The following is a 19,502-nucleotide window of genomic DNA, read 5'->3' as shown; positions in this document are numbered from 1 at the left end:
GGAGCGTTCCGGTCCCGGACGCCGGCTCCTTCAGACAACGGAGGCCGACATGACAACCACACCGGGTCTGCGCCGCCGACGGATGCTGGCCGCGGTCATGTCGGCGGTGCTGGTGCTCGGCGCGGTGGCGTGCGGTGACGACGGCGGCGACGACCAAGGGCTGGCCCAGGCCGGCGCGAACGGGATCGACGACGGCAGCAAGCTGACCCTGTGGACCCGGGCACCGCTGGAGAAACAGGCGAAACTCCTGGTCGAGGCGTACAACGCCGGTCACCGGAACAAGGTCGAGCTGACCGTCGTCCCCAACGACGACTATGTCGCCAAGGTGGGCGCGGCGGCCGGCTCCGACAACCTCCCGGACCTGTTCGCCGCGGACATCGTGTACGTGCCGAACTGGGTGAGTCAGGGCCTGTTCCGGGATCTGACCACCAACATCGACGGCCTCGGTTTCAAGGACGCCGTCAACAAGGGCCACCTCGCCGCCGGTACCCGGGACGGCAGGGAGCACGTGCTGCCGTTCGTGCTCGACCTGTCGATGCTGTTCTGGAACAAGAAGCTGTTCACCGAGGCCGGCCTCGATCCGGAGAAGGCACCGGCCAGCCTTACCGAGTACGCCACGGCCGCCAGGGCCGTCCAGGCGATCGGGAAGGACGGCGTCTACGGCACCGCCACCGGCCTCAACTGCGGCGGCTGCCTGGCATTCACCTGGTTCCCGTCGATCTGGGCGGCCGGTGGCGAGGTGCTCGGCACCGGCGGGGCCACGTCCGAACTCGCCGGTGACACCGCGCGGCAGGTGTTCCGCACCTGGGCGGAGCTGTGGCGCTCCGGGGCGGTCCTGCCGTCCTCGGCGGGTGAGACCGGCCCGACCTGGACCGCCGCCTTCACCGAGGGCAAGGTCGGCCTGATGTTCTACCCCGCGACGCTGCTCTCCTCGACACCGTTCGACGTGGGGGTGGCCGGCATTCCCGGCCCGGACGGCGGGACGTCGACGTTCGTCGGCGGCGACGGCATCGGCGTGTCGAAGGACTCCAGGAAGTCGGCCCAGGCCTGGAACTTCCTGAACTGGATGATGTCGGAGCAGGCCCAGGTCGAGGTGCTGGCGAAGAACAAGGACGTGGTGTCCCGCGCCGACCTGGCGAACAACAGGTATGCCGCGCAGGATCCTCGCCTGGTCACCATCAACCAGGTGGCCGGCCGGGGAGACACCCCGGTCGCGTTGAACTTCCAACAGGCCTTCAACGCCCCGGGCAGTCCGTGGCTGGCTCTGGTCCGTAGCCAGGTCCTTCAGGGTGGCGGCGACATCCGGAAGCAGAACGACCAGATCACCGCCGTGCTGAAGCAGTAGAACATGCAGACCAACGCGCCGGGACGCCGCCGATCCCGCCTGCTCGGCTGGCTGTACGCCGCGCCCACCACGGTGTTCGTCGTGGCGCTGTTCGTCCTGCCGCTGCTGCTGGTGTTCAGGATGGCGGCGTCGCGGTGGCCGCTGCTGGCCGGGAACCAGGGGCTGAACGCGCCGGACAACCTCACCCGGGCGGTGAGCCACCGCTTCTTCGACGACTCGGTCATCTTCACCGTCAAGTACACGCTGCTCGCCACCGTGCTGCTGATCGCGCTCGGGTTGGGGATGGCGCTGCTCGTGCAGGAGTCCAGCCGCTGGAACAACCTGCTGCGCGCGTCCTTCCTCATTCCCAGCGCGCTCGGGCTGGCTTCGGCGTCCCTGCTGTTCTACGTGCTCTACTCGCCGTACGCCAGCCCGTTCGCGCCCCTGATGCGCCGGCTGGACCTGACGTTCCTCGGCTCGCCGAACGCGGCGCTGCTCTCGACGGTGTTCCTGGTCGTCTGGCGCTACGCCGGCTTCTACATGGTGCTCATGCTGGTCGGCCTGCAGAGCATCCCGGCGGACGTGTTCGAGGCGGCGCGTTCGGACGGCGCCGGGCGCTGGCAGATCTTCCGACGGGTGACCCTGCCGCTGCTGCGCCCGACGCTCGCGCTGACGACAGTGCTCTGCGTGACCGGTTCCCTGCTCGCCTTCGAACAGTTCTACCTCCTCACCAAGGGCGGCCCGGACAACAGCACCGTCACCGTGGTCCAACTGATCTACCTGATCGCGTTCCAGGGCCAGAACGACCTCGGGGTCGCCGCCGCGCTGTCGGTCCTGGTGCTGCTCGCCCTGGTGCTGCTCAACGCGCTGCAACTGCGCGCCTTCCGGCCCGAGGAGCACTGATCATGGCCGTCGACTCCCGGTCCGCCCGGGCCACCCCGGGCGGACCGCCCCGGCATCCCGGCCGGGCGCCGGCCGGACCGCGCCGCCCGGCCGGTCTCACCGTCGCCGGGGTGGCGCTGCGCACCCCGTACTGGGTGTTCACCGGCGCGTTGGCGCTGATCTTCATCTTTCCGCTGGTCTGGACGGCGGTGGCGTCGGTCTCCCCGCACCCGGGCACGAACCAGACGCACGGCTGGGGGTTCGGCAACTACGAGACCCTCGGTGGCTACCAGGCCGGCGTCTGGCGCTACCTCGCCAACTCCACGCTGGTGACGCTCCTGACGGTCGCGCTCACCCTGACGGTCTCCCTGCTGGGCGGCTACGCGTTCGCGCGGTTCCGCTTCCCCGGCCGCAACGCGCTCTTCCTGCTGACCCTCGCCATCCTGATGGTGCCGTACGCGACCCTGCTCATCCCGCTCTACGTGCTGCTGAACCGGGTCGGGTTGCAGAACTCGCTGGTCGGCGTCGCGCTCGTGCTCACCATGTTCCAACTGCCGTTCGCCACGTTCCTGATGCGGATCTCCTTCGAGGCGGTGCCGCGCGAACTCGACGAGGCGGCGATGGTCGACGGGTGCTCGTCGTTCGGCGCGTTGCGCCGGGTGCTCCTCCCGGCGGTGAGACCCGGGCTGATCACGGTGGGACTGTTCGCGTTCCTCGCCTCGTGGAACGACTTCATGGCGCCGCTGATCCTCATCAACGACTCCGACCGGATGACCCTGCCGCTCGCCGTGGCCAACCTCCGGGGCCAGGTTCAGGGCGTCGTCGACTACGGCGCGACCGAAGCGGGCGTCGTCGTGCTCGCCCTGCCGTGTGTCCTGCTGTTCCTGCTGCTCCAACGACACTACGTGCGCGGCTTCATGTCCGGCGCGCTGAAGGGATGAGCATGGTGGTCGGCGTGCCCACGGCGTCACCCGTCCGACCGACCCGCGGGCGGTGGCGGCCACTCGGCATCGGTGAGGTGCGGATCACCGGAGGTTTCTGGGCCCGGCGCCAGTCGGTCAACGCGGACGCCAGCCTGCCGCACATCGGGCACTGGCTGGAGCGGGAGGGCTGGCTCGGCAACTTCGACCTGATCGCCGCCGGCGACCCGGTCGACGCGCGCCGCGGACGCGAGTTCTCCGACTCGGAGGTCTACAAGTACCTCGAAGCGATGGCGTGGGAGATCGGGCGCGGCGGCGACCCGAGCCTGGAGCGGACCTTCCGCCGCGTCGTCGGCCGGATCGCGCGGGCCCAGGACGCCGACGGCTACCTCAACACGGCATTCGGCCACCGCGGCCAACCACCCCGCTGGTCCGACCTTCAACAGGGCCATGAGCTGTACTGCGCCGGCCACCTGCTTCAGGCGGCCGTCGCCCGCGCCCGGACCCGCCCGGACGCCGACGACGGGCTGGTGGGGCTCGCCCGGCGGGTCGCCGCGAACATCTGCGACACGTTCGGGCCGGGCGGGCTCGACGGGGTGTGCGGGCACCCGGAGATCGAGACCGCCCTGGTCGAGTTCGCCCGGACCACCGGCGACGACCGCTACCTGGCCCAGGCGGCGATCTTCCTCGACCGGCGGGGTCACGGCCGGCTGGGAGATGTGGAGTGGGGGCGGGAATACTTCCAGGACGACACGCCGGTCCGCGAGGCGACCGTGCTGCGGGGGCACGCGGTGCGCGCCAACTACCTGGCCTGCGGGGCGGCGGACGTGGCCGTCGAGCGCGACGACCCGGGGCTGCTGAAGGCGGTGCGGCACCAGTGGCGCGCCGCGGTGGCGCGGCGGACCCACCTCACCGGCGGGCAGGGCTCCCGGCACCAGGACGAGGCGTTCGGCGCCGACTGGGCGCTGCCGCCCGATCGCGCGTACGCCGAGACGTGCGCGGCCGTGGGCTCGGTGATGCTGGCCTGGCGGCTGCTGCTCGCCTCCGGAGACCCCGGCTGCGCCGACCTCATCGAGCGCACACTCTTCAACGTGGTCGCGGCCTCGCCGGCGGCCGACGGCAGATCGTTCTTCTACACCAACCCGCTGCACCGCCGCGAGCCCGGCGCCGCGCCCGACACCGACCGGCCGAGCATCCGCGCCGAGGCGGCCCAACGGGCGCCCTGGTTCGAGGTGTCGTGCTGCCCGACGAACGTGGCGCGCATCCTGGCCAGCCTCGCGTCGTACGTGGCCACCACCGACGACGAGGGCCTCCAGATCCACCAGTACGCCCCGGCGACGGTCGTCCATCGCCCGCCGGACTCCGGTGAGCGGCGGGTGACCGTCACCACCGACTACCCGGACGACGGCCGGATCCGGGTGCGGATCGACAGCGACGACGAGCGTCCCTGGACCCTGTCGTTGCGGGTGCCGGACTGGGCGGGACGAGGCGCGACGCTGACCGTCCACGGGCGGACCCGCCCGGTGGATCCGGGCTACGTCATCGAGCGGCGGAGATGGCGCGGCGGCGACGAGATCGTCCTGAGCCTGCCGGTGGAGCCCCGGTTCACCTATCCGGACCCCCGCATCGACGCGGTCCGCGGATGCGTGGCGGTGGAGCGCGGCCCGCTGGTGTGCGCGGTCGAGTCGGTGGATCTGCCCGCCGGCACGAATGTCGAGGATCTGCACGTCGATCCGACCCGGCCGCCTCGGCACGCCGCCGGCCGGGTGCTGGTGTGCTGCCGGCAGCTCGACCGGGTCGAGCACGACTGGCCCTACGGTGGCCCGCCCGGCCGGCCCGTCGAGGCGGGCCCGGCGCCGGTCGAGGTTCCGCTGGTCGCGTACCACACCTGGGCGAGTCGGGGGCCGTCCACGATGCGGGTGTGGCTGCCGGTGGCCTGACTCAGCTCGACGGCGGGGACGCCGCCGAGCTGGCCCGGACGACGAGTCGGGGGATCAGGAGGACGCGCTCGGGCGTCGGCCGGTGGCCCGTGGCGTCGAGCTGGGCCAGCAACAGGTCGACGCTGCGCCGGCCGAGTTCGGCGAAGTCCTGCCGTACGGTGGTCAGCGGCGGCAGGAAGTATTCCGCGTCGGGCGTGTCGTCGAAGCCCACCACGCTGACCTCGTCCGGCACCCGCCGCCCCGCCTCGTGCAGCGCGCGCAGCACCCCCAGGGCGATCTGGTCGCTGGCGCAGAAGATCGCCGTCACGGACCGGTCGAGGGCCAACCGCCGGCCCTGCGTGTAGCCCGCCTGAGCGGTCCACGCCCCCGGCGCCGCGTACGGCGACGGGCGACCGTCGGCGTGCAGGGCGGCCCGCCACCCGTCGGCCCGCTCGGTAGCCTCCGGCCAGTCGGCCGGGCCGGCCACGTGGTGCACCGTGGTGTGCCCCAGGCGGAGCAGGTGCTGGGTGGCCAGCCGGGCGCCGGCATCGTTGTCGATCTGGACGCTCGGGACCGCCTCGTCCTGCCCGCCGCCCACCCCGACGACCGCCAGGCCGTCGGACACCTGCGCGAGCGCGCCGGCCACGACCGGCTTCGGGGCGATCGCGATGATCCCCTCGACCGACTGCTGGCGCAGCCGGTCGACGGCGTCGAGCACCGAGCGGCGGTCGAGGTTCCGCAGACCGGCGACGCTGACGAAGTAGCCGGCGGAGCGGGCCGCGCCCTCGATCGCGTACAGCATGGAGGTCGGCCCGTACAGCGCGCTCTCGTACGCGATGATCCCCAGCGTCCCGGAGCGGCGGGTGACAAGCGTGCGGGCCGCCTGGTTCCGGCGGTAGTCCAGCGCCTGGACCGCCGCCAGCACCCGGCGGCGGGTGTCGTCCCGGACGTGCGGGTGCGCGTTCAGCACCCGGGAGACCGTCTGGTTCGACACCCCCGCCAGTCGCGCGACGTCGCGCATGATCGAGTGCCCCATGGGACCGGGTCAGCCGGTCGGCTCGCCGGACGGGGCCGGCAGCCGGACCCCGGCGGCGACCGGGCTGCCGAAATGGGGTGTGCCGTCGGCGTTCCAGGTGAACTTCTGCGCACGGGTACTGCGGTTCATGTCGCAGCCCCCGGAGGCCGAGCTGTTCGCGTGGTAGACGATCCAGTCCTCGGTGCCGTCCGGGGACGTGAAGAACCCGTTGTGGCCGGGCCCGTACACGCGGTTGGCGTCGCTGCGCTGGAAGACCGGCTGCGGCGACTTGACCCACGACGAGGAGTTGAGCGGGTCACCGCCGTTCCAGGTCAACATGCCCAGCTTGTAGTCCGGCGTGCTGCAGTGGCTGGCGGAGAAGATGATGAACGTCTTTCCGTTGTGTTGCAGTACCTCGGCGCCCTCGTTGACCGAGCCGCCGACGGTCTCCCAGCTGTAGGTGGCGGTGGAGAGCAGGTGCCGGGTGCCGGCGGCGGTCCACGGGTTGCTCAGCTCGCGGATGAAGTTGGGCTGTGCGCCGTTGTAGTAGGTGCCCAGCAGGTAGAGCTTGCCGTTGAGCCGCATGACGCTGGGATCGAGCTCCCAGGTGTTGTCGGCCGTCGGGTCCAGCAGGTCGGCCTTGAAGGTGTACGGCCCCATCGGGTCGGTGCCGGCGCTCTCCAGCACGTGGATGCGTTGGGTGCCCAGGTCGTACGGCTGGCGTCCGGCGACGTAGTAGAGGTACCAGCGCTTGCCGTTCGGGCCGTCGAGCAGGTGGAACTCGGGCGCCCACATGGTGCCGGCGCCGTTGGGTCGGGTGAGCGTGAACAGCACGGTGTCGGCCGCTGCGGCGAGTCCGTCAAGCGTCCGGGACCGCCGCATCGTGACGGTGTTGTTCCAGGTCGTGGTGGCCAGATAGTAGTAGCCCTCGTGGTGGGTCAGCCACGGGTCGGGCCCGTTCGCCTTGATCGGGTTGGCGTAGGTGTTGGGGCTGGGGTCCGGTCCGCCACCCGGATAGCCGGTGAGTCGCCAGGTCCGGCTGGCGGCGGTGGTGCAGGGCAGTTGGACGAGCGCGGTGTCGGCCGCGCCACCGTCGTTGGCCGGAGCGACGCACTTGCCGCTGGCGACGGAGACCAGGTTCACCATGCCGGCGGCGCCGTTGGCCGCGAGCCGGAACTGCTGGTTGGCGCCGCCGTGGCAGGTGTACTGGATGACCGCGGCGTGGTCGGCGGTGGAGGCGCCGGAGATGTCGACGCAGCTACCGGCGGTGAGGGTGGTGATGGTGTACCGGTCGGTCGTGCCGGCCACCGGCGTGACGGTGAAGGTCTGCCGGGCGCCGGCCCCGCAGCCGGCCTGTACGAGTTGCCGCCCGTTGGTGGCGGCGCCGCCGGGCACCTCGACGCAGTTTCCGTTGGCCTGGTTGACGATGGTGGTGCCGAAGGCGTTGACGGCCTGGGCGGGAGCGGCGGACAGCAGGGGCAGGAGCGCGGCGACCAGCAGCACCGCGGCGGCGGCCCCACCGGTGCGCCGGCGGGGGTGCCGGGACGGGTCCATGCGGGATTCCTCTCGGTGTGGGGGTACGGGACGTGCAATTCAGCTGATCTGGATCCGGTCGAGGTCCGGCGCCCAGCCGGCGGTGTTGCCGACGATGAGGGTGTTCGCTCCGGCGGTCAGGTTCACGGTCACCGCAACCGTGGCGATGGTGTCCCAGCCGCCGCTGCTCGGGGCGTTCACGGTGACCGCGGTGCCGCCGTTGACGCTGATCTGCATCGACCTCGCCTCACCCGAGGCGTAGGAGACGACGACCGTGCGGGGGCCGGCCGTGTCCGCGGTGATGTTGTTGAACCGCACCGTGTTGGCGGTGCCGTTGCCGACGTAGCCGACCAGGGCGCCGCCGGAGGCGCCGGCCGACGATCGCGTCGCGGCCTGCCCGGACAGCGTGTTGCCGGTCGCCTCGGCCTCGTAGGAGGCGCCGGTCGGTGGGGGTGGCGTGGTGCCGCCCCGGCGGTATGCCTGCACCTCGGTCAGGCCGGACCGGGCACCGGCCGCATGGGTCAGCAACACCCGGATCCGTTGCGCGGTCACGGCGGTGAACCGGACGTCGTTGTCGTTGCCCTGCGGCGTGGCCGGCGTGCCGACCTGCGCGGTGACGTTCACCCAGCCGCTGCCGTCGTGGTACTGGACCTGGTACGACGCCGGCGGTCGGTAGGTGGTGCTCGCCGGCCGGCTGTCCTTGACGTACAGCCGGAGTTCGTCCACCGTCTTCGCCGAACCGAGGTCGAGTTCGTACCAGTCCTGGGCGTTGGACCCGCCCGCGCCCCAGAACGGCTCGTTGGTCGGGTAGCCGTCGACCGCCGCGGTGGGGCTGGTGCCACTCGCGGTGCTCGATGTCGTCACGGTGGCGCCGGCGGCCAGGTTGGGCAGGGTGGCGGTCAGGTCCACTCCGGCCTTGGCGAGCAGGTCCACGGTGCTGGCGTCGCTGAGCACCACCTGGTTGGGGGCCCGCATGCCGGGCACCGGGGTGCTGAAGGTGACAGCGGCGGTGGCGCCGGGGAAGCTGACCGTGCCTCCGGCCGGGTCGAAGACGAACGGGACCAGCTTGTCGACGGTGACGGCCCGGCTGCCGTTGAGGTAGATCGAGTAGCCCTGGGGGACGCCGGGGTACTTCACCACGCCGTCGGTCGGGTCGTCCCAGACGATGGTCAGGTCGCTGTTGCGGTAGCGGACGTTGTTGACCGTGAAGTTGGGCCAGCCGATGGCGATGGGTGACAGCTCGACCTTGTTGTCGTTGCGGGGGCGCAGGCCGGCCACGTCCTCGATCACGGTCCAGTTGCTGCTGCCCAGGATGTTGTGGTGGATCCAGGAGCGGTAGTCGATGCGCCGGCTGCCCGGGTTCCAGTCGGCCCAGAACTCGTTGGCGTCGGGCCAGCGGGTGTCGCCGTCGACGTACTGCGCCCAGACGTTCCAGTAGAGCAGCTTCTTGTAGTCCTCGGCGTTCATCCACTGGTTGGGGTACCTGCGCAGCACCGAGGAGAAGAGCCGGAACTGCACGGTCGAGTTGATGGTGGAGAAGTTGTTGCTGCCCGGGTTGCCGGCGGCCGCGGCGGCGGCCTTGTCCCGCTGGTTGGCGGTGTAGAACGGGAAGATCGGGTACTCCGCCGGGTCGGCGAACAGCCGCAGCGCCTGCTTGTACTGGTCCGTCGTCGGCATCAGGCCGACCGCGTACGGGTAGTAGTTGTTGATCTCTTTCCACGGGACGTGCGTGTTGGTGGCCACGTGCCGGTGCTCCAGCAGGTTGTCCGCCGGGTTCCAGAGCACGCTGACGATCGCGTTCTGGATCCGGGTGGCCAGGGCGCGCATCTCGGCTGCCTTGGTGGAGTTCCCGATCGCGTCGTACGCCTGGGCGGCGGCCAGCGCGCCGCTGTACTGGTACGCGCCCTCGGCCCGGTCCAGGTTGCCGGATCGCCAGTGGAACGAGACCGCATCGGCGTCGTTGCCGGTCAGCGCGCCCCAGTCGTACTCGATGACGCCGTTGCCGTCGCGGTCGTAGTAGCCGAGCTGTCCCTTGACGTCGCCCTCGGCGTAGTGGGCCAGGGTTGCGGCGATGGCGGGCTGGCCACCGTGGAGCTGGTAGCTGCGCCAGGCCGCCTCGGCGATGTACTGGGTGTAGCTGTTGGACCAGTTCTCCGGGTCACCGGGGTTGTCCACGAAGCGGCCGCCCCGGGAGACCTGGCCGACCGACAGCCAGTCGCCGTAGGCGTACTTCGGGTCGCGGAGGTACTTCAGGTCGTCGATGTGCATCGGCTGGGTCAGCGCGATCGCGTTGTTGTATCCCAGCGCGCCCTCCACCGACGTCGGGAACTGGAACGTCTGCCCCGGGATGTTGGCGTCGAGATGGTTGAAGCGCATCAGCCACCAGCGGTAGTAGATGTTCTTCTTGATCGCCGGTTCCGGCACGTCGAGGTAGGGGACGTTGTCGGCCCACCACTTGTGGTACGCGCGGACGTGCGTGGTGAAGGCCGCGTCGGGGGTGGCGTCGCGGTAGGCGACGTAGTCGGTGGCCGACTGCGGGATCTCCCGCGCGGTGAACCCCATGACCACCTTCGTCTGCACGGTGGCGCCGGCGGCGATCGTGATCGAGCGGGTCAGCGCGCCGCCGGCGGCGGCGAAGCCGTCACCGGCGAGTCGGGTGGTGAGCGTGGTGAGGCCGTTCTTCACCCCGGTCGACCCGGTCAGCTCGGTGCCGCTGCCGGACGACGCGTACGGCGAGGTGGCCCGCAGGGTGAGCGTGGTCGACGCCGCGCCGGTGTTCCGGATGGACAGGTTGGTCACGGCGACGTTGTTGTCGGTGATGAACTTCGTGACGGTGGCCTGCACCGCGCCGCTGGTGTACACGCTGCGCCAGTGGCTGGGCGCCTGCCACCGCTGGCTGCTCTGCTCGGTGAACGTCCCCGGGCTCAGCGCGATCGAGTAGGCGGCGGCGTCGCTGATGCTCTCCCAGTACGCCACCCGGCCGCCGAAGCCGATCACCGCCGGGTTGTGCTGCTTCATGAACAGCGCCCGGCCGCGCGTCATCAGGATCCCGCCGTCGGCGTCGGACGGGTCGCCACCGCCGGAGCGGGACAGGAGCCGGTCGATCCAGAAGTCGGTGCCCGACTTCTCCGCGTCGTAGATCGACTGCATCATGTTGCCGGTGGTGTAACCGACCGGCGGCTGCGGAACCGCCGGGCCGCCGAAGGTGGGATAGCCGATGGGCTGCGCGGCCTGCGCCGGGCTCGCGGTCACCGGGGTGAGCGCGGCCACGACCACCAGGGCGAGCGTCGCGCCGACGAGCCGCCGGGCCCGGGCGGGGGACGGATTTCCGGGAGAAGCCCACGTGTCCATGGGTGCTCACCGAGACCTTTCGTTGTCGGGGGACGGGAACAGCGCCGGTGGTCGCCGCCCGGCCGTCGGACCACCGTTCGCCCGGCCGGCCGGCTGCCCCGCCGGCTTGACCGAAAACCTTTTCAGCAACATATCACCAGATCGGGCCATGTCAATGTATTGGATCGTCGCGACGCCGGTCCGGCCGGTGTCTGCGGCCTGCATCCGACTGGCCGAGGGCCGAAAAGTTTTCGGTACCCGGCCCGGCGGGTCCGCCCGGGGCGGGCCGCTGGCGGGCGATGCGAACCGATTCTCGAAATCCTTTTCAAAATCCGGCCGTCCGGTATAGTCGGTACGCCTCGATGGCCCAGCCCCGGTCCGGCCCCGAAGGGATTCCGGTGGGTAGACGACGTTCGCAGTCGGTGACTCTGATGGATGTGGCGAAGCTGGCCGGCGTGTCGGTCGCCACCGCCTCGAAGGCGCTCAACGCCCGGGAGCAGGTCGCCCCGGCCACCCGCCGCCGGGTGCAGCAGGCCGCCGAGCAGCTCTCGTTCCAGCCCAACGGGCTGGCTCGCGGGCTGATCTCCGGACGCTCCCACACCGTCGGACTGCTCACCGAGACGCTCGGCGAACGCTTCGCCTTCCCGGTCCTCAGTGGAGTCGAGAACGCGTTGGGCAACGAGCGGATGTGCGTGCTGCTGTGCGACGCCCGTGGCGACGTCATCCGCCGCCAGCACCACATCCGCACGCTGCTCTCCCGGCAGGTCGACGGGTTCGTGATCCTGGGCGACTCCAACGACATCCGGCCGTCGCTCCGCCGCGACCTGCCGGTGCCCGCGGTCTACGTCTACGGCGAGTCGGACGACCCGGAGGATCTCTCCCTCCTGGCCGACGACGAGGGCGGTGGGCGGCTCGCCGCCGAGCACCTGGTCTCGCTGGGCCGCCGCCGCATCGCGCACATCACCGGTCCGCAGACCTACCGGGCCGCTCGGGACCGGGTGGTCGGCCTGGAAGCGGTGCTGCGCGAGGCGGGCCTGCCGCTGGTCGGCGGCGGGCCCCGCTACGGCGACTGGTCGCAGCGTTGGGGGCGGCAGGCGGCGGCCATGGTCATCAACACCTCGCCGGACACCGACGCCATCTTCTGCGGCAACGACCAGATCGCGACCGGCGCGATCGAGGCCCTGCGCGACCTCGGCCGGCGCACGCCCCAGGACGTGGCCATCGTCGGGTACGACAACTGGGAGGTCTTCGCCACCGACTGCCGGCCGCCGCTGACCACCGTGGACCTCAACCTCGAACAGCTCGGCGCCGCGGCGGTCAGGTACCTCTTCGCCGCCCTGGACGGCAATCCCGCACGAGGCGTCGTCCGGCACCCCGGACGCCTGGTCGTGCGCGACTCCACCGGCCCGGCCGGCGACCTCGGTGCGGTCGTCGCCCCCACCGGGCCGGGCCGGCTGCCGGTCGCGCCCCTCGGGTGACGGGCGGTCCGACCTCGGCCGGCCCGACCCGTCCGGGGTCGGGCCGGCCGGCGGGCGTCAGGACAGGAAGGCGCCGTACGGGCCGGCGAGGATCTGGTCCTTCTGGGCCTGACTGAAGTGCGTGTTGGGGTAGTTGTAGAACGAGGCCGACATCGGGGTCCCGTCGGTCGAGGTGGAGTCCGGCAGGCCGAGCGCGTGGCCGAGTTCGTGCACCATGCCGCCGTACCAGCGGTTCATCGGGCCGTTCACGCCGGCCGCGCCGTCGGCGTCGTGCTGGCACAGGATCACCCAGCCACCGCCGCCGCCACCCCCGGCGCCCGGACCCTCGGCGCTGATCTCACCCACGTTGAGCCAGCGGTTGTCCGGGGAGCGCAGGCTCAGCTTGCGCATGAGCTCCTGCTGCATGTTGAACACCGACCACCAGTACCGCTCGGAGCCGTTGGGGGTGTTCTCGTACCAGGACTTGACGTGGTCGCCGTCGACCACCTCCACCACCGGGCTGTTCAGGGTGAACGTCCTGCCCAGTTCCTGCCGGTAGTAGCGCTGGGCCTCGCGCATCACGGCGGCGATGCCGTCCGGCCACCGCTGGTCGTACCCGACGTCGGAGGGCTTGAGCCAGTAGACGCGCACGGTCCGCACCGGCGGCGTGCCGCCGGGTGGGGGAGCGGTCACGGTCGGCGTGGGTGTCGGGTTGGCGGTCGGGGTCGGTGGCGCCGGGGTCGGCGACGTGCCGCCGGTGCAGGTGACCCCGTTGAGCGTGAACGTGCCCGGGACCGGGTTGGCGGCGTTGTTCCACGCTCCGTTGAAGCCGAACGACGCGGACGCGCCGGTGCCCAGATCACCGTTGTAGGAGACGTTGGTCGCGGTGACCGTGGCGCCGCTCTGTGACACGGTGGCGTTCCACGCCTGGGTGACGGTCTGCCCGGCGGTGAACGACCAGCGCAGCGTCCAGCCGCTGATCGGGTCGCCCAGGTTGGTGACCGTCACGTTCGCGCCGAACCCGCCCGACCACTGGGAGCTGACCGCGTAGGCGACCCGGCACCCGGCGGCGGCCGCGTGGCCGGTGCCGCCGGTCGCCACGCCGGCGCCGGCCAGGACCACGGCGAGCGCCGTCGCCGCGAGACGGAAGGAATTCCTTCGGGTACGCATCGGCTGACCTCCTCCGTCAGTAGCCGTATCGGCTCTTGAGGTGCCGCCACCAGTCGCGCAGCATCCAGGTGTCGAACTCGGTGATCGTCGTGGCGCTGCCGGCCTTCATGATGAAGCCCTGGCCGGGCAGCGGATCCCAGTCGTAGAAGTCGTCGAGGCCGTAGGTGTGGCCGATCTCGTGCAGCAGGATGTGGATGTTGTCGCTGCCGAGGTTGCCCATGAAGTACTCGCGACCGACCCGTTGCCCCCAGTCGCCGCCGGCGCCGCCGCCGAAGCCGTCGGTCAGCCAGAGCGAGTGGTCGTAGTGGTGGGTGGCGCCACCCGGGCAGTTCGGGTACTGGCCGTTCTGGTTGAAGTACCGGCCGCACGGCTCGCTGCACTGCGGCGCGTTCTCCCGGATGTTGTTGACGTAGATGTCGACCGAGGTGTCCGACCACTGCAACTGGTTGCGGTCCCGCACCGCCCAGCCGACCACCTTCACCGGCACGTCGCGGTAGGGGAAGCCGTTGTGGCCGGCCATCACGTTCATCCACTTCTGGTACTGGCGGGCCAGGGCGGCCTGGACCTGGTCGCGTTGGGCGGCCGTCACGGTGGCCGACGAGTCCCACCGGACGCAGTAGTTGATCGCGCCCCGGTTCGCGAAGAGCTGGTCCCACCCGTAGTTGCGGAAGCCGAGCGGGTTGCCGTTGTTGTAGGTCTGCTCCACGTGCTGCCACACCTGGTTGAGCGGGCCGACCAGGTTCGCCGGCGGGTTCCAGCCGGAGGCCGGGGGTGGCGTGGTGGGGCCGGCGGTGGGGGTGGGGGCCGGCGTGGTCGGTGCGGGCGTGGTCGGTGTCGGGGTGCCCGGCGCGCCGGTGCACGTCGTGCCGTTCAGGGTGAACGAGGTGGGCGCCGGGTTGGACCCGGTGAAGGCCCCGTTGAAGCCGAACGACGCCGCGGCGCCGGTGCCCAGGGACCCGTTGTAGGCGGCGTTCGTCGCGGTCACCCGGCTGCCACTCTGGCTGACGCTCGCGTTCCACGCCTGCGAGACCGTCTGCCCGGCCGCGTAGGACCAGGCAAGCGTCCAGCCGTTGACCGGGTCGCCGAGGTTGGTGACCGTCACGTCGGCACCGAAACCGCCGGACCACTGGCTGGTCACCCGGTAGTCGACGCGGCAACCGGACGCGGCGGCCTGCGCCCCGGTGACCACGAGAGCCGCGCCGGCGGTGGCGGCCAGCGTGGCGGTCAGGGAGACCGCCAGCCGTACGCCGCTTCTCGATGAAGCCATGGTTCTCCTCTCGGCCGGCGTGGCGGCTCCGGCCGACCGCCACCCCGGGATGCTCGAAACGGGTTCGTAACCCGACAATGCATCGACAACCATCGCTGCCGAAAAGGTTTTCGTCAAGGCGTACGCGATGTCGTGGGGGACTGCGCAGATTTCGTGGAGTTCGCTCAGCAACCGGCCGAGCAGGCCAAGGCCGACGGAGTCCCTGGCCGGGCCGCGGGGCAGCGTCAGAAGCTGCTGACCAGCTTCACGAACGCGTCGTCGATCGTCGCCGGATCGGTGGCGTCGAAGGCCTTGCCGGACGACGCCTTGGCGATCCGGTCCAGGGTGGTGAAGTCCGACTCCCGGTCGAAGGCGATGCAGAACACCTTGACCGGACGCTGCGGGTCCAGGGCGACCTCGGCGAGCAGGCGGGCCAGGTCGTTGTCCGGGCCGTACTCGTTCTTGCCGTCGGTCAGCACGACGATCGCGTTGATCCGCTGCGGGTCGTACCGGTCGAGCAGGTCCCGGTGTGCGGCCCGGACCGTCGCGTAGAGCGCGGTGCCGCCCTCGACGTGCAGGCCGGCGATCTTGCTGTTGATCCGCTTCTGGTCGAACCCGCCGAGCGGGACCTCCGTCCGGTACGGGCTCTTCGGCCGCTGCTTGGTCTCCGAGGAGAACGACCAGAGCCCCACCCGGTCCTCGGAGTTGAGCAGCGCGAGGCCCTTGCCCGCTGCCGCCGAGGCGACCTGGAACCGGGTACGGGTGCCGACCTTCGCCTGCATCGACCCGGACGTGTCCAGCGCGATCAGGATGTTGGCCTTCTTGCGGAGCGTGCGCCAGCCGTCCAGCATCGCGCCGACCACCTGCGGGTCCGGGGGCTCGAAGTAGGTCAGTCCGCCGGTGGGCTCGGCGCCGACACTGGCGAGCAGCTCCGCCGACGCCCGGCGCTCGTGGTCCCGGAAGCCGAGGCGGGCGAAGCTCTTCTGCTGCGCGTCCTCGGTCAGGAACGCCTGGAAGTCGGCCGCCGCCGCGCGCTGCCGCTCGTCGGCGGAGGGCAGCACCACGAACGGGTGGTCCAGGTTGAACGTGCCCTCCTTGGGATGGATGGCGACCAGCGGGACGTTCGGCCGGCGGCCCCGCTCCTGCCCGTCCTGCCGAGGGCTCAGCGCCCCCGTGTTGTAGAGGTCGACCAGCTCCTCCTGCAGGACGATGGCGCTCATGTCGTCGGTGCTGCCCGCGCCGCCGGCCAGGTCCGCCTCGGCGAGGTTGCGCAGCAGGTCCACCGAGTCGTCGCTGTAGTGCGACACGTTGGCCTCGATCCGGCGGACGAACTGGGTGACCGCGGGGTCGGCCAGGTCGGCGCGGGTCAGGTCGCTGGACCGTCGCACCGCCGCGTAGTAGGTGGCGATGGTCGCGGCCAGCCCGGAGGTGGACAGGTTGGGGTTGTCCTTGCCGAAGGTGAAGCGGCCCCACTCCGGCTTGCCGAAGCCGGCCCACCCGTCCCGCCCGGACAGGCCCAGGATCTCGCCCCAGCCCAGCGGCCCGCGCCGGCGTACCAGCTCGGCCTTGGGCTGCGGCATCGCGATCACCAGCGGGCTGTTGGCGATCGACGGGTAGCGGTCCGGGGTCTGCGGCGCCCGCCCGGCGGCCTGGTCGAGCAGCCGGAGCTGGCCGGTCCACAGGCTCGACGTCGGCAGCCAGACCTGCGGTTGCGGCAGGCCGGTGCGGGCCCAGTCGGTGGCCAGCGCCTCGGTGGCCTTGCCCGAGTTCAACGCGCTGACGTGCACCTGGGCGCACCCGCCACCCTCGACCGACCGGTTGCTGCGGTTGTAGCGCTCGGCCAGCTCGACCAGCAGGTCCGCCTTCTCCGTCGAGGAGTTGACCTGGAGGGTGGTGGCGCAGTCGGTGCGCGCCCCGGTGCTGCCCGCGTCGCGCTGCCGGACGAACACGAACGCCCCGGCGATGACCACCAGCCCGGCGGTGACGGCGGCGGTGTAGGGCAACCACTGCCGCGTACGCGTAGCGGATGGGGTCATCGGGGCGTCCTCCTCGGCGGGCGGCTGGTGGCAGCCAACCTATCGATGCGGCGCCAGCCCGCGCCCCGGGGCCCCACCGCACCGGGTCACCCGTGGTCGGATCGTCCCCCGAGCGCGGTCGCGATCAGTAGCCGGACCAGGTAGACCACGACGAAGGCGCCGGCCCCGACCGCGGCGGCCGGGCCGATCGCGCTCGACGCGACGTAGCCGGCGGCGGCGCCGGCCGAACCGAGGAAGAGCGCGGTGGAGATGCCCCAGGCGTCGAGGGCCTCACGACGCAGCCGCCGCAACGCGCCGTCCGCGCCCGCGCCGACGCCGGGCTCCCTCGCCGGGTGCGCCGGCTGCGTCGCCCTCGCCGGGTGCGCCGGCTGGGTCGCCATCGGCGGGTATGTCGGCTGGGTCGCCGTCGGCGGGTGTGCTGGTCGGGTCGCCATCGGCAGGTGTGTCGGCTGGGTCGCCACCGGCGGGTGAGCCGGCTGCGTCGGTCCGGCCCGGAACGGCGTCGTCGGCGGTGTCGGAGTCATCGGCGGTGCCGTAGTCGGGCGCGGCTGCGGCGCCGTCGGCGGGACCGGGGGAAGCGGGTGGTTCGGCGTCGGCGCGCCCGCGGTCTCGTTGCCGGCCTCGAGCAGGCTCTCCCGGCGCAGCGGCGCGGTGACCGTGGCGTCCTGCCGGAGCAGCCGCACCAGCACGCGCTCGGCGTCCGGCCGATCCGCCGGATCCTTGGCCAGGCACTCCCGGATCAGCTCGTCCAGCACGGGCGGCAACGGCGGCAGCTCGGGTGGATCGTGCAGCACCCGGTGCATCACGGCGAAGAGCGAGTCGTTGCCGAACGGCGGCCGACCGCCGGCGGCGAAGGCGATCGTGGCCGCCCAGGCGAAGACGTCGCAGGGCGGACCGACCGCGTCGTTGCGGAACCGCTCGGGCGCCATGTACGCGGTGGTCCCCATGACCCGGCTGGACGCCGTCTCGGTGACACCCAACGCGCGGGCGATGCCGAAGTCGATCACCCGAGGACCGTCCCTGCCCAGCACCACATTGTCCGGCTTCAGGTCGCAGTGCACCACGCCGGCGCTGTGGATCGCGGCGAGCGCGGTGACCGTGCCGACCGCGAGCCGGTGCAGGGCGTTGCCGGCCAGAGGACCGTTCTCGCGTACGTGCCGGTGGAGGGTCGGGCCCTCGATGAACTCACTGACCACGTAGGGCTGCTCGCCGTCCACCTCGGCGAAGAGCACCTGCGCGGTGCAGAACGGAGCGACCCGGCGCGCGGCGGCGATCTCCTTCACGAACTGCGACCGCGCCCGGGGATCACTCAGATCGACGTTGACCATCTTGACCGCGACCCGGTCGCCGGCGTCGTCCTCGCCGAGGTAGACGACCCCCTGTCCACCCGCGCCCAGCCGGCCGACCAGCCGGTAGCGCCCGGCGGTGACCGGGTCGTGCGTCCACAGTCTGGCCAATCCTGGCACCGGCGGGCCGGCCGGTTCTGACATCCCGACTCCATCAGTGTCGTGCCCGGCCACCGGCGGCGCAGGACACGGTCATCGTGCCATGTCGCCGCCGGTGAGCGGAGAGGTCCGACCCCGGGTGGAGATCAGCGCTGGCGGCGGGGCTGCGTAACGGCACGACCCGGCGTGCGCCATGCGGCCGGGACCGTTCGTTTCGTCCGGCCCCGACACGCCGGGCCGCGTCCGCCGGTGTGCTTCCTGGTCGCGGGGCGGATCCGCTGGGAGCGATACCAACGGGGCGACGATCCACATCGTCCGGTCGCTACACTCCCCGACAGAGTCCGGAACCGCACCCGACACGCGGTGCGCCGACCAGGATCGGATGGAGACGCCAGTGACCCGCGACAAGGCCGCCCCCCGCGGAATCGACCGCACCGTTCCCAGCGTGGCCCGGGTCTACGACTACTTCCTGGGCGGTAAGGACAACTTCGAGGTCGACCGGAAGGTCGCCGAGCACGCCCTGCGGATCACCCCGGACGGGCCGGCCGCCGGCCAGGCGAACCGGGCCTTCCTGCGCCGGGTGATCCGGTTCCTGGTCACCGAGGCCGGCATCGACCAGTTCCTCGACCTCGGGTCGGGGCTCCCCACCCAGGGCAACGTGCACGAGGTCGCCACCGAGCACAACCCGAACGCCCGGGTGGTGTACGTGGACAACGACCCGATCGTCCTGACGCACGGGCGGGCCCTGCTCGCCGCGGAGGGCACCGCGACGGTGATCCAGGCCGACATCCGGCGACCGCAGGAGATCCTCGACGATCCGGACGTCCGCCGGTTCCTCGACTTCGACCGGCCGGTCGGGTTGTTGCTCTTCGCGATCCTGCACCACCTCGGCGACGACGAGGAGCCGCGCGCGGTGTCGGCGGAGCTGATCGACGCGCTGCCCTCGGGCAGTTACGTGGCGATCTCGCACTTCCGTGACCCGGGCGAGCGGGACCCGGAGGGTTCCCGGAAGGCCCGCGAGGTCGAGCGGGTCTTCAACGAGTCGCTGGGCACCGGCCGTTGGCGTACCGACGAGGAGATCCTCTCCTTCGCCGACGGGCTGACGGTGCTGGAGCCGGGGCTGGTGCCGCTGGCCGAGTGGCGTCCGGATCCGGGCACGCCCGCGCCGAAGCAGACCGACACCTACCACACCTTCGTCGGTCTGCTCGCCCGCAAGCCCTAGGCC

The 19,502-nt window shown here is 71.6% G+C and carries 13 protein-coding genes; 6 read left to right on the top strand and 7 right to left on the bottom strand.

Annotation, left to right across the window (positions count from 1 at the left end; genetic code table 11):
* Positions 1 to 49 precede the first annotated feature (49 nt).
* From ACLQ2W_RS30895 to ACLQ2W_RS30880, 4 genes are read left to right on the top strand one after another with little or no spacing between them, the layout of a single operon-like run.
* Positions 50 to 1,345, top strand: coding sequence for an ABC transporter substrate-binding protein (locus ACLQ2W_RS30895; RefSeq protein ID WP_425791035.1), 1,296 nt, complete (start codon positions 50 to 52; stop codon positions 1,343 to 1,345).
* Between the two features lie 3 nt (positions 1,346 to 1,348).
* Entirely contained in the window at positions 1,349 to 2,227 is an 879-nt protein-coding gene (locus tag ACLQ2W_RS30890) for a carbohydrate ABC transporter permease (RefSeq protein ID WP_425791033.1), read from the top strand.
* A gap of 2 nt (positions 2,228 to 2,229) precedes the next feature.
* Positions 2,230 to 3,147, top strand: coding sequence for a carbohydrate ABC transporter permease (locus ACLQ2W_RS30885; protein WP_425791031.1), 918 nt, complete (start codon positions 2,230 to 2,232; stop codon positions 3,145 to 3,147).
* Positions 3,144 to 5,066: a glycoside hydrolase family 127 protein gene (locus tag ACLQ2W_RS30880; RefSeq protein WP_425791029.1), complete on the top strand. Its 1,923-nt coding sequence runs from the start codon at positions 3,144 to 3,146 to the stop codon at positions 5,064 to 5,066. The genes ACLQ2W_RS30885 and ACLQ2W_RS30880 overlap by 4 nt, the downstream gene beginning before the upstream one ends.
* Before the next feature lies 1 nt (position 5,067).
* Here the strand turns inward: ACLQ2W_RS30880 and ACLQ2W_RS30875 are convergent, their stop codons facing one another.
* From ACLQ2W_RS30875 to ACLQ2W_RS30865, 3 genes are read right to left on the bottom strand one after another with little or no spacing between them, the layout of a single operon-like run.
* Positions 5,068 to 6,066, bottom strand: a complete 999-nt coding sequence (locus tag ACLQ2W_RS30875; protein WP_425791027.1) for a LacI family DNA-binding transcriptional regulator — start codon at positions 6,064 to 6,066, stop codon at positions 5,068 to 5,070.
* Between the two features lie 24 nt (positions 6,067 to 6,090).
* Positions 6,091 to 7,614: a family 43 glycosylhydrolase gene (locus tag ACLQ2W_RS30870; RefSeq protein ID WP_425791025.1), complete on the bottom strand. Its 1,524-nt coding sequence runs from the start codon at positions 7,612 to 7,614 to the stop codon at positions 6,091 to 6,093.
* A 39-nt stretch (positions 7,615 to 7,653) separates the two neighbouring features.
* Positions 7,654 to 10,944, bottom strand: a complete 3,291-nt coding sequence (locus ACLQ2W_RS30865) for an MGH1-like glycoside hydrolase domain-containing protein (RefSeq protein WP_425791023.1) — start codon at positions 10,942 to 10,944, stop codon at positions 7,654 to 7,656.
* 410 nt (positions 10,945 to 11,354) lie between these two features.
* On the opposite strand from ACLQ2W_RS30865, the gene ACLQ2W_RS30860 reads away from it, so the two are divergent.
* Entirely contained in the window at positions 11,355 to 12,401 is a 1,047-nt protein-coding gene (locus tag ACLQ2W_RS30860; protein ID WP_405094218.1) for a LacI family DNA-binding transcriptional regulator, read from the top strand.
* A gap of 57 nt (positions 12,402 to 12,458) precedes the next feature.
* On the opposite strand, the gene ACLQ2W_RS30855 is transcribed toward ACLQ2W_RS30860, so the two are convergent.
* The 4 genes from ACLQ2W_RS30855 to ACLQ2W_RS30840 form a co-directional block, all read right to left on the bottom strand.
* Positions 12,459 to 13,550, bottom strand: coding sequence for a cellulose-binding domain-containing protein (locus tag ACLQ2W_RS30855; protein ID WP_425791021.1), 1,092 nt, complete (start codon positions 13,548 to 13,550; stop codon positions 12,459 to 12,461).
* A 16-nt stretch (positions 13,551 to 13,566) separates the two neighbouring features.
* Positions 13,567 to 14,817: a cellulose-binding domain-containing protein gene (locus ACLQ2W_RS30850; protein WP_425791019.1), complete on the bottom strand. Its 1,251-nt coding sequence runs from the start codon at positions 14,815 to 14,817 to the stop codon at positions 13,567 to 13,569.
* A 224-nt stretch (positions 14,818 to 15,041) separates the two neighbouring features.
* Positions 15,042 to 16,832, bottom strand: coding sequence for an extracellular solute-binding protein (locus ACLQ2W_RS30845; protein ID WP_425791017.1), 1,791 nt, complete (start codon positions 16,830 to 16,832; stop codon positions 15,042 to 15,044).
* Between the two features lie 86 nt (positions 16,833 to 16,918).
* Complete coding sequence (locus ACLQ2W_RS30840; protein WP_425791015.1) at positions 16,919 to 18,322, bottom strand: protein kinase domain-containing protein; 1,404 nt, start codon at positions 18,320 to 18,322, stop codon at positions 16,919 to 16,921.
* A 349-nt stretch (positions 18,323 to 18,671) separates the two neighbouring features.
* Here ACLQ2W_RS30840 and ACLQ2W_RS30835 point away from each other — a divergent pair, with 349 nt between their 5' ends.
* On the top strand, positions 18,672 to 19,499 hold the full coding sequence (locus tag ACLQ2W_RS30835; protein WP_107155368.1) for an SAM-dependent methyltransferase: 828 nt from the start codon (positions 18,672 to 18,674) through the stop codon (positions 19,497 to 19,499).
* The last annotated feature ends 3 nt before the right edge of the window (positions 19,500 to 19,502 follow it).

Origin of the sequence: Micromonospora sp. DT227 (genome assembly GCF_049841835.1) — a bacterium.
Taxonomy (GTDB): domain Bacteria; phylum Actinomycetota; class Actinomycetes; order Mycobacteriales; family Micromonosporaceae; genus Micromonospora.
Note: the sequence above shows the minus strand (reverse complement) of the source record. Positions and strands in the feature narration are given on the sequence as shown.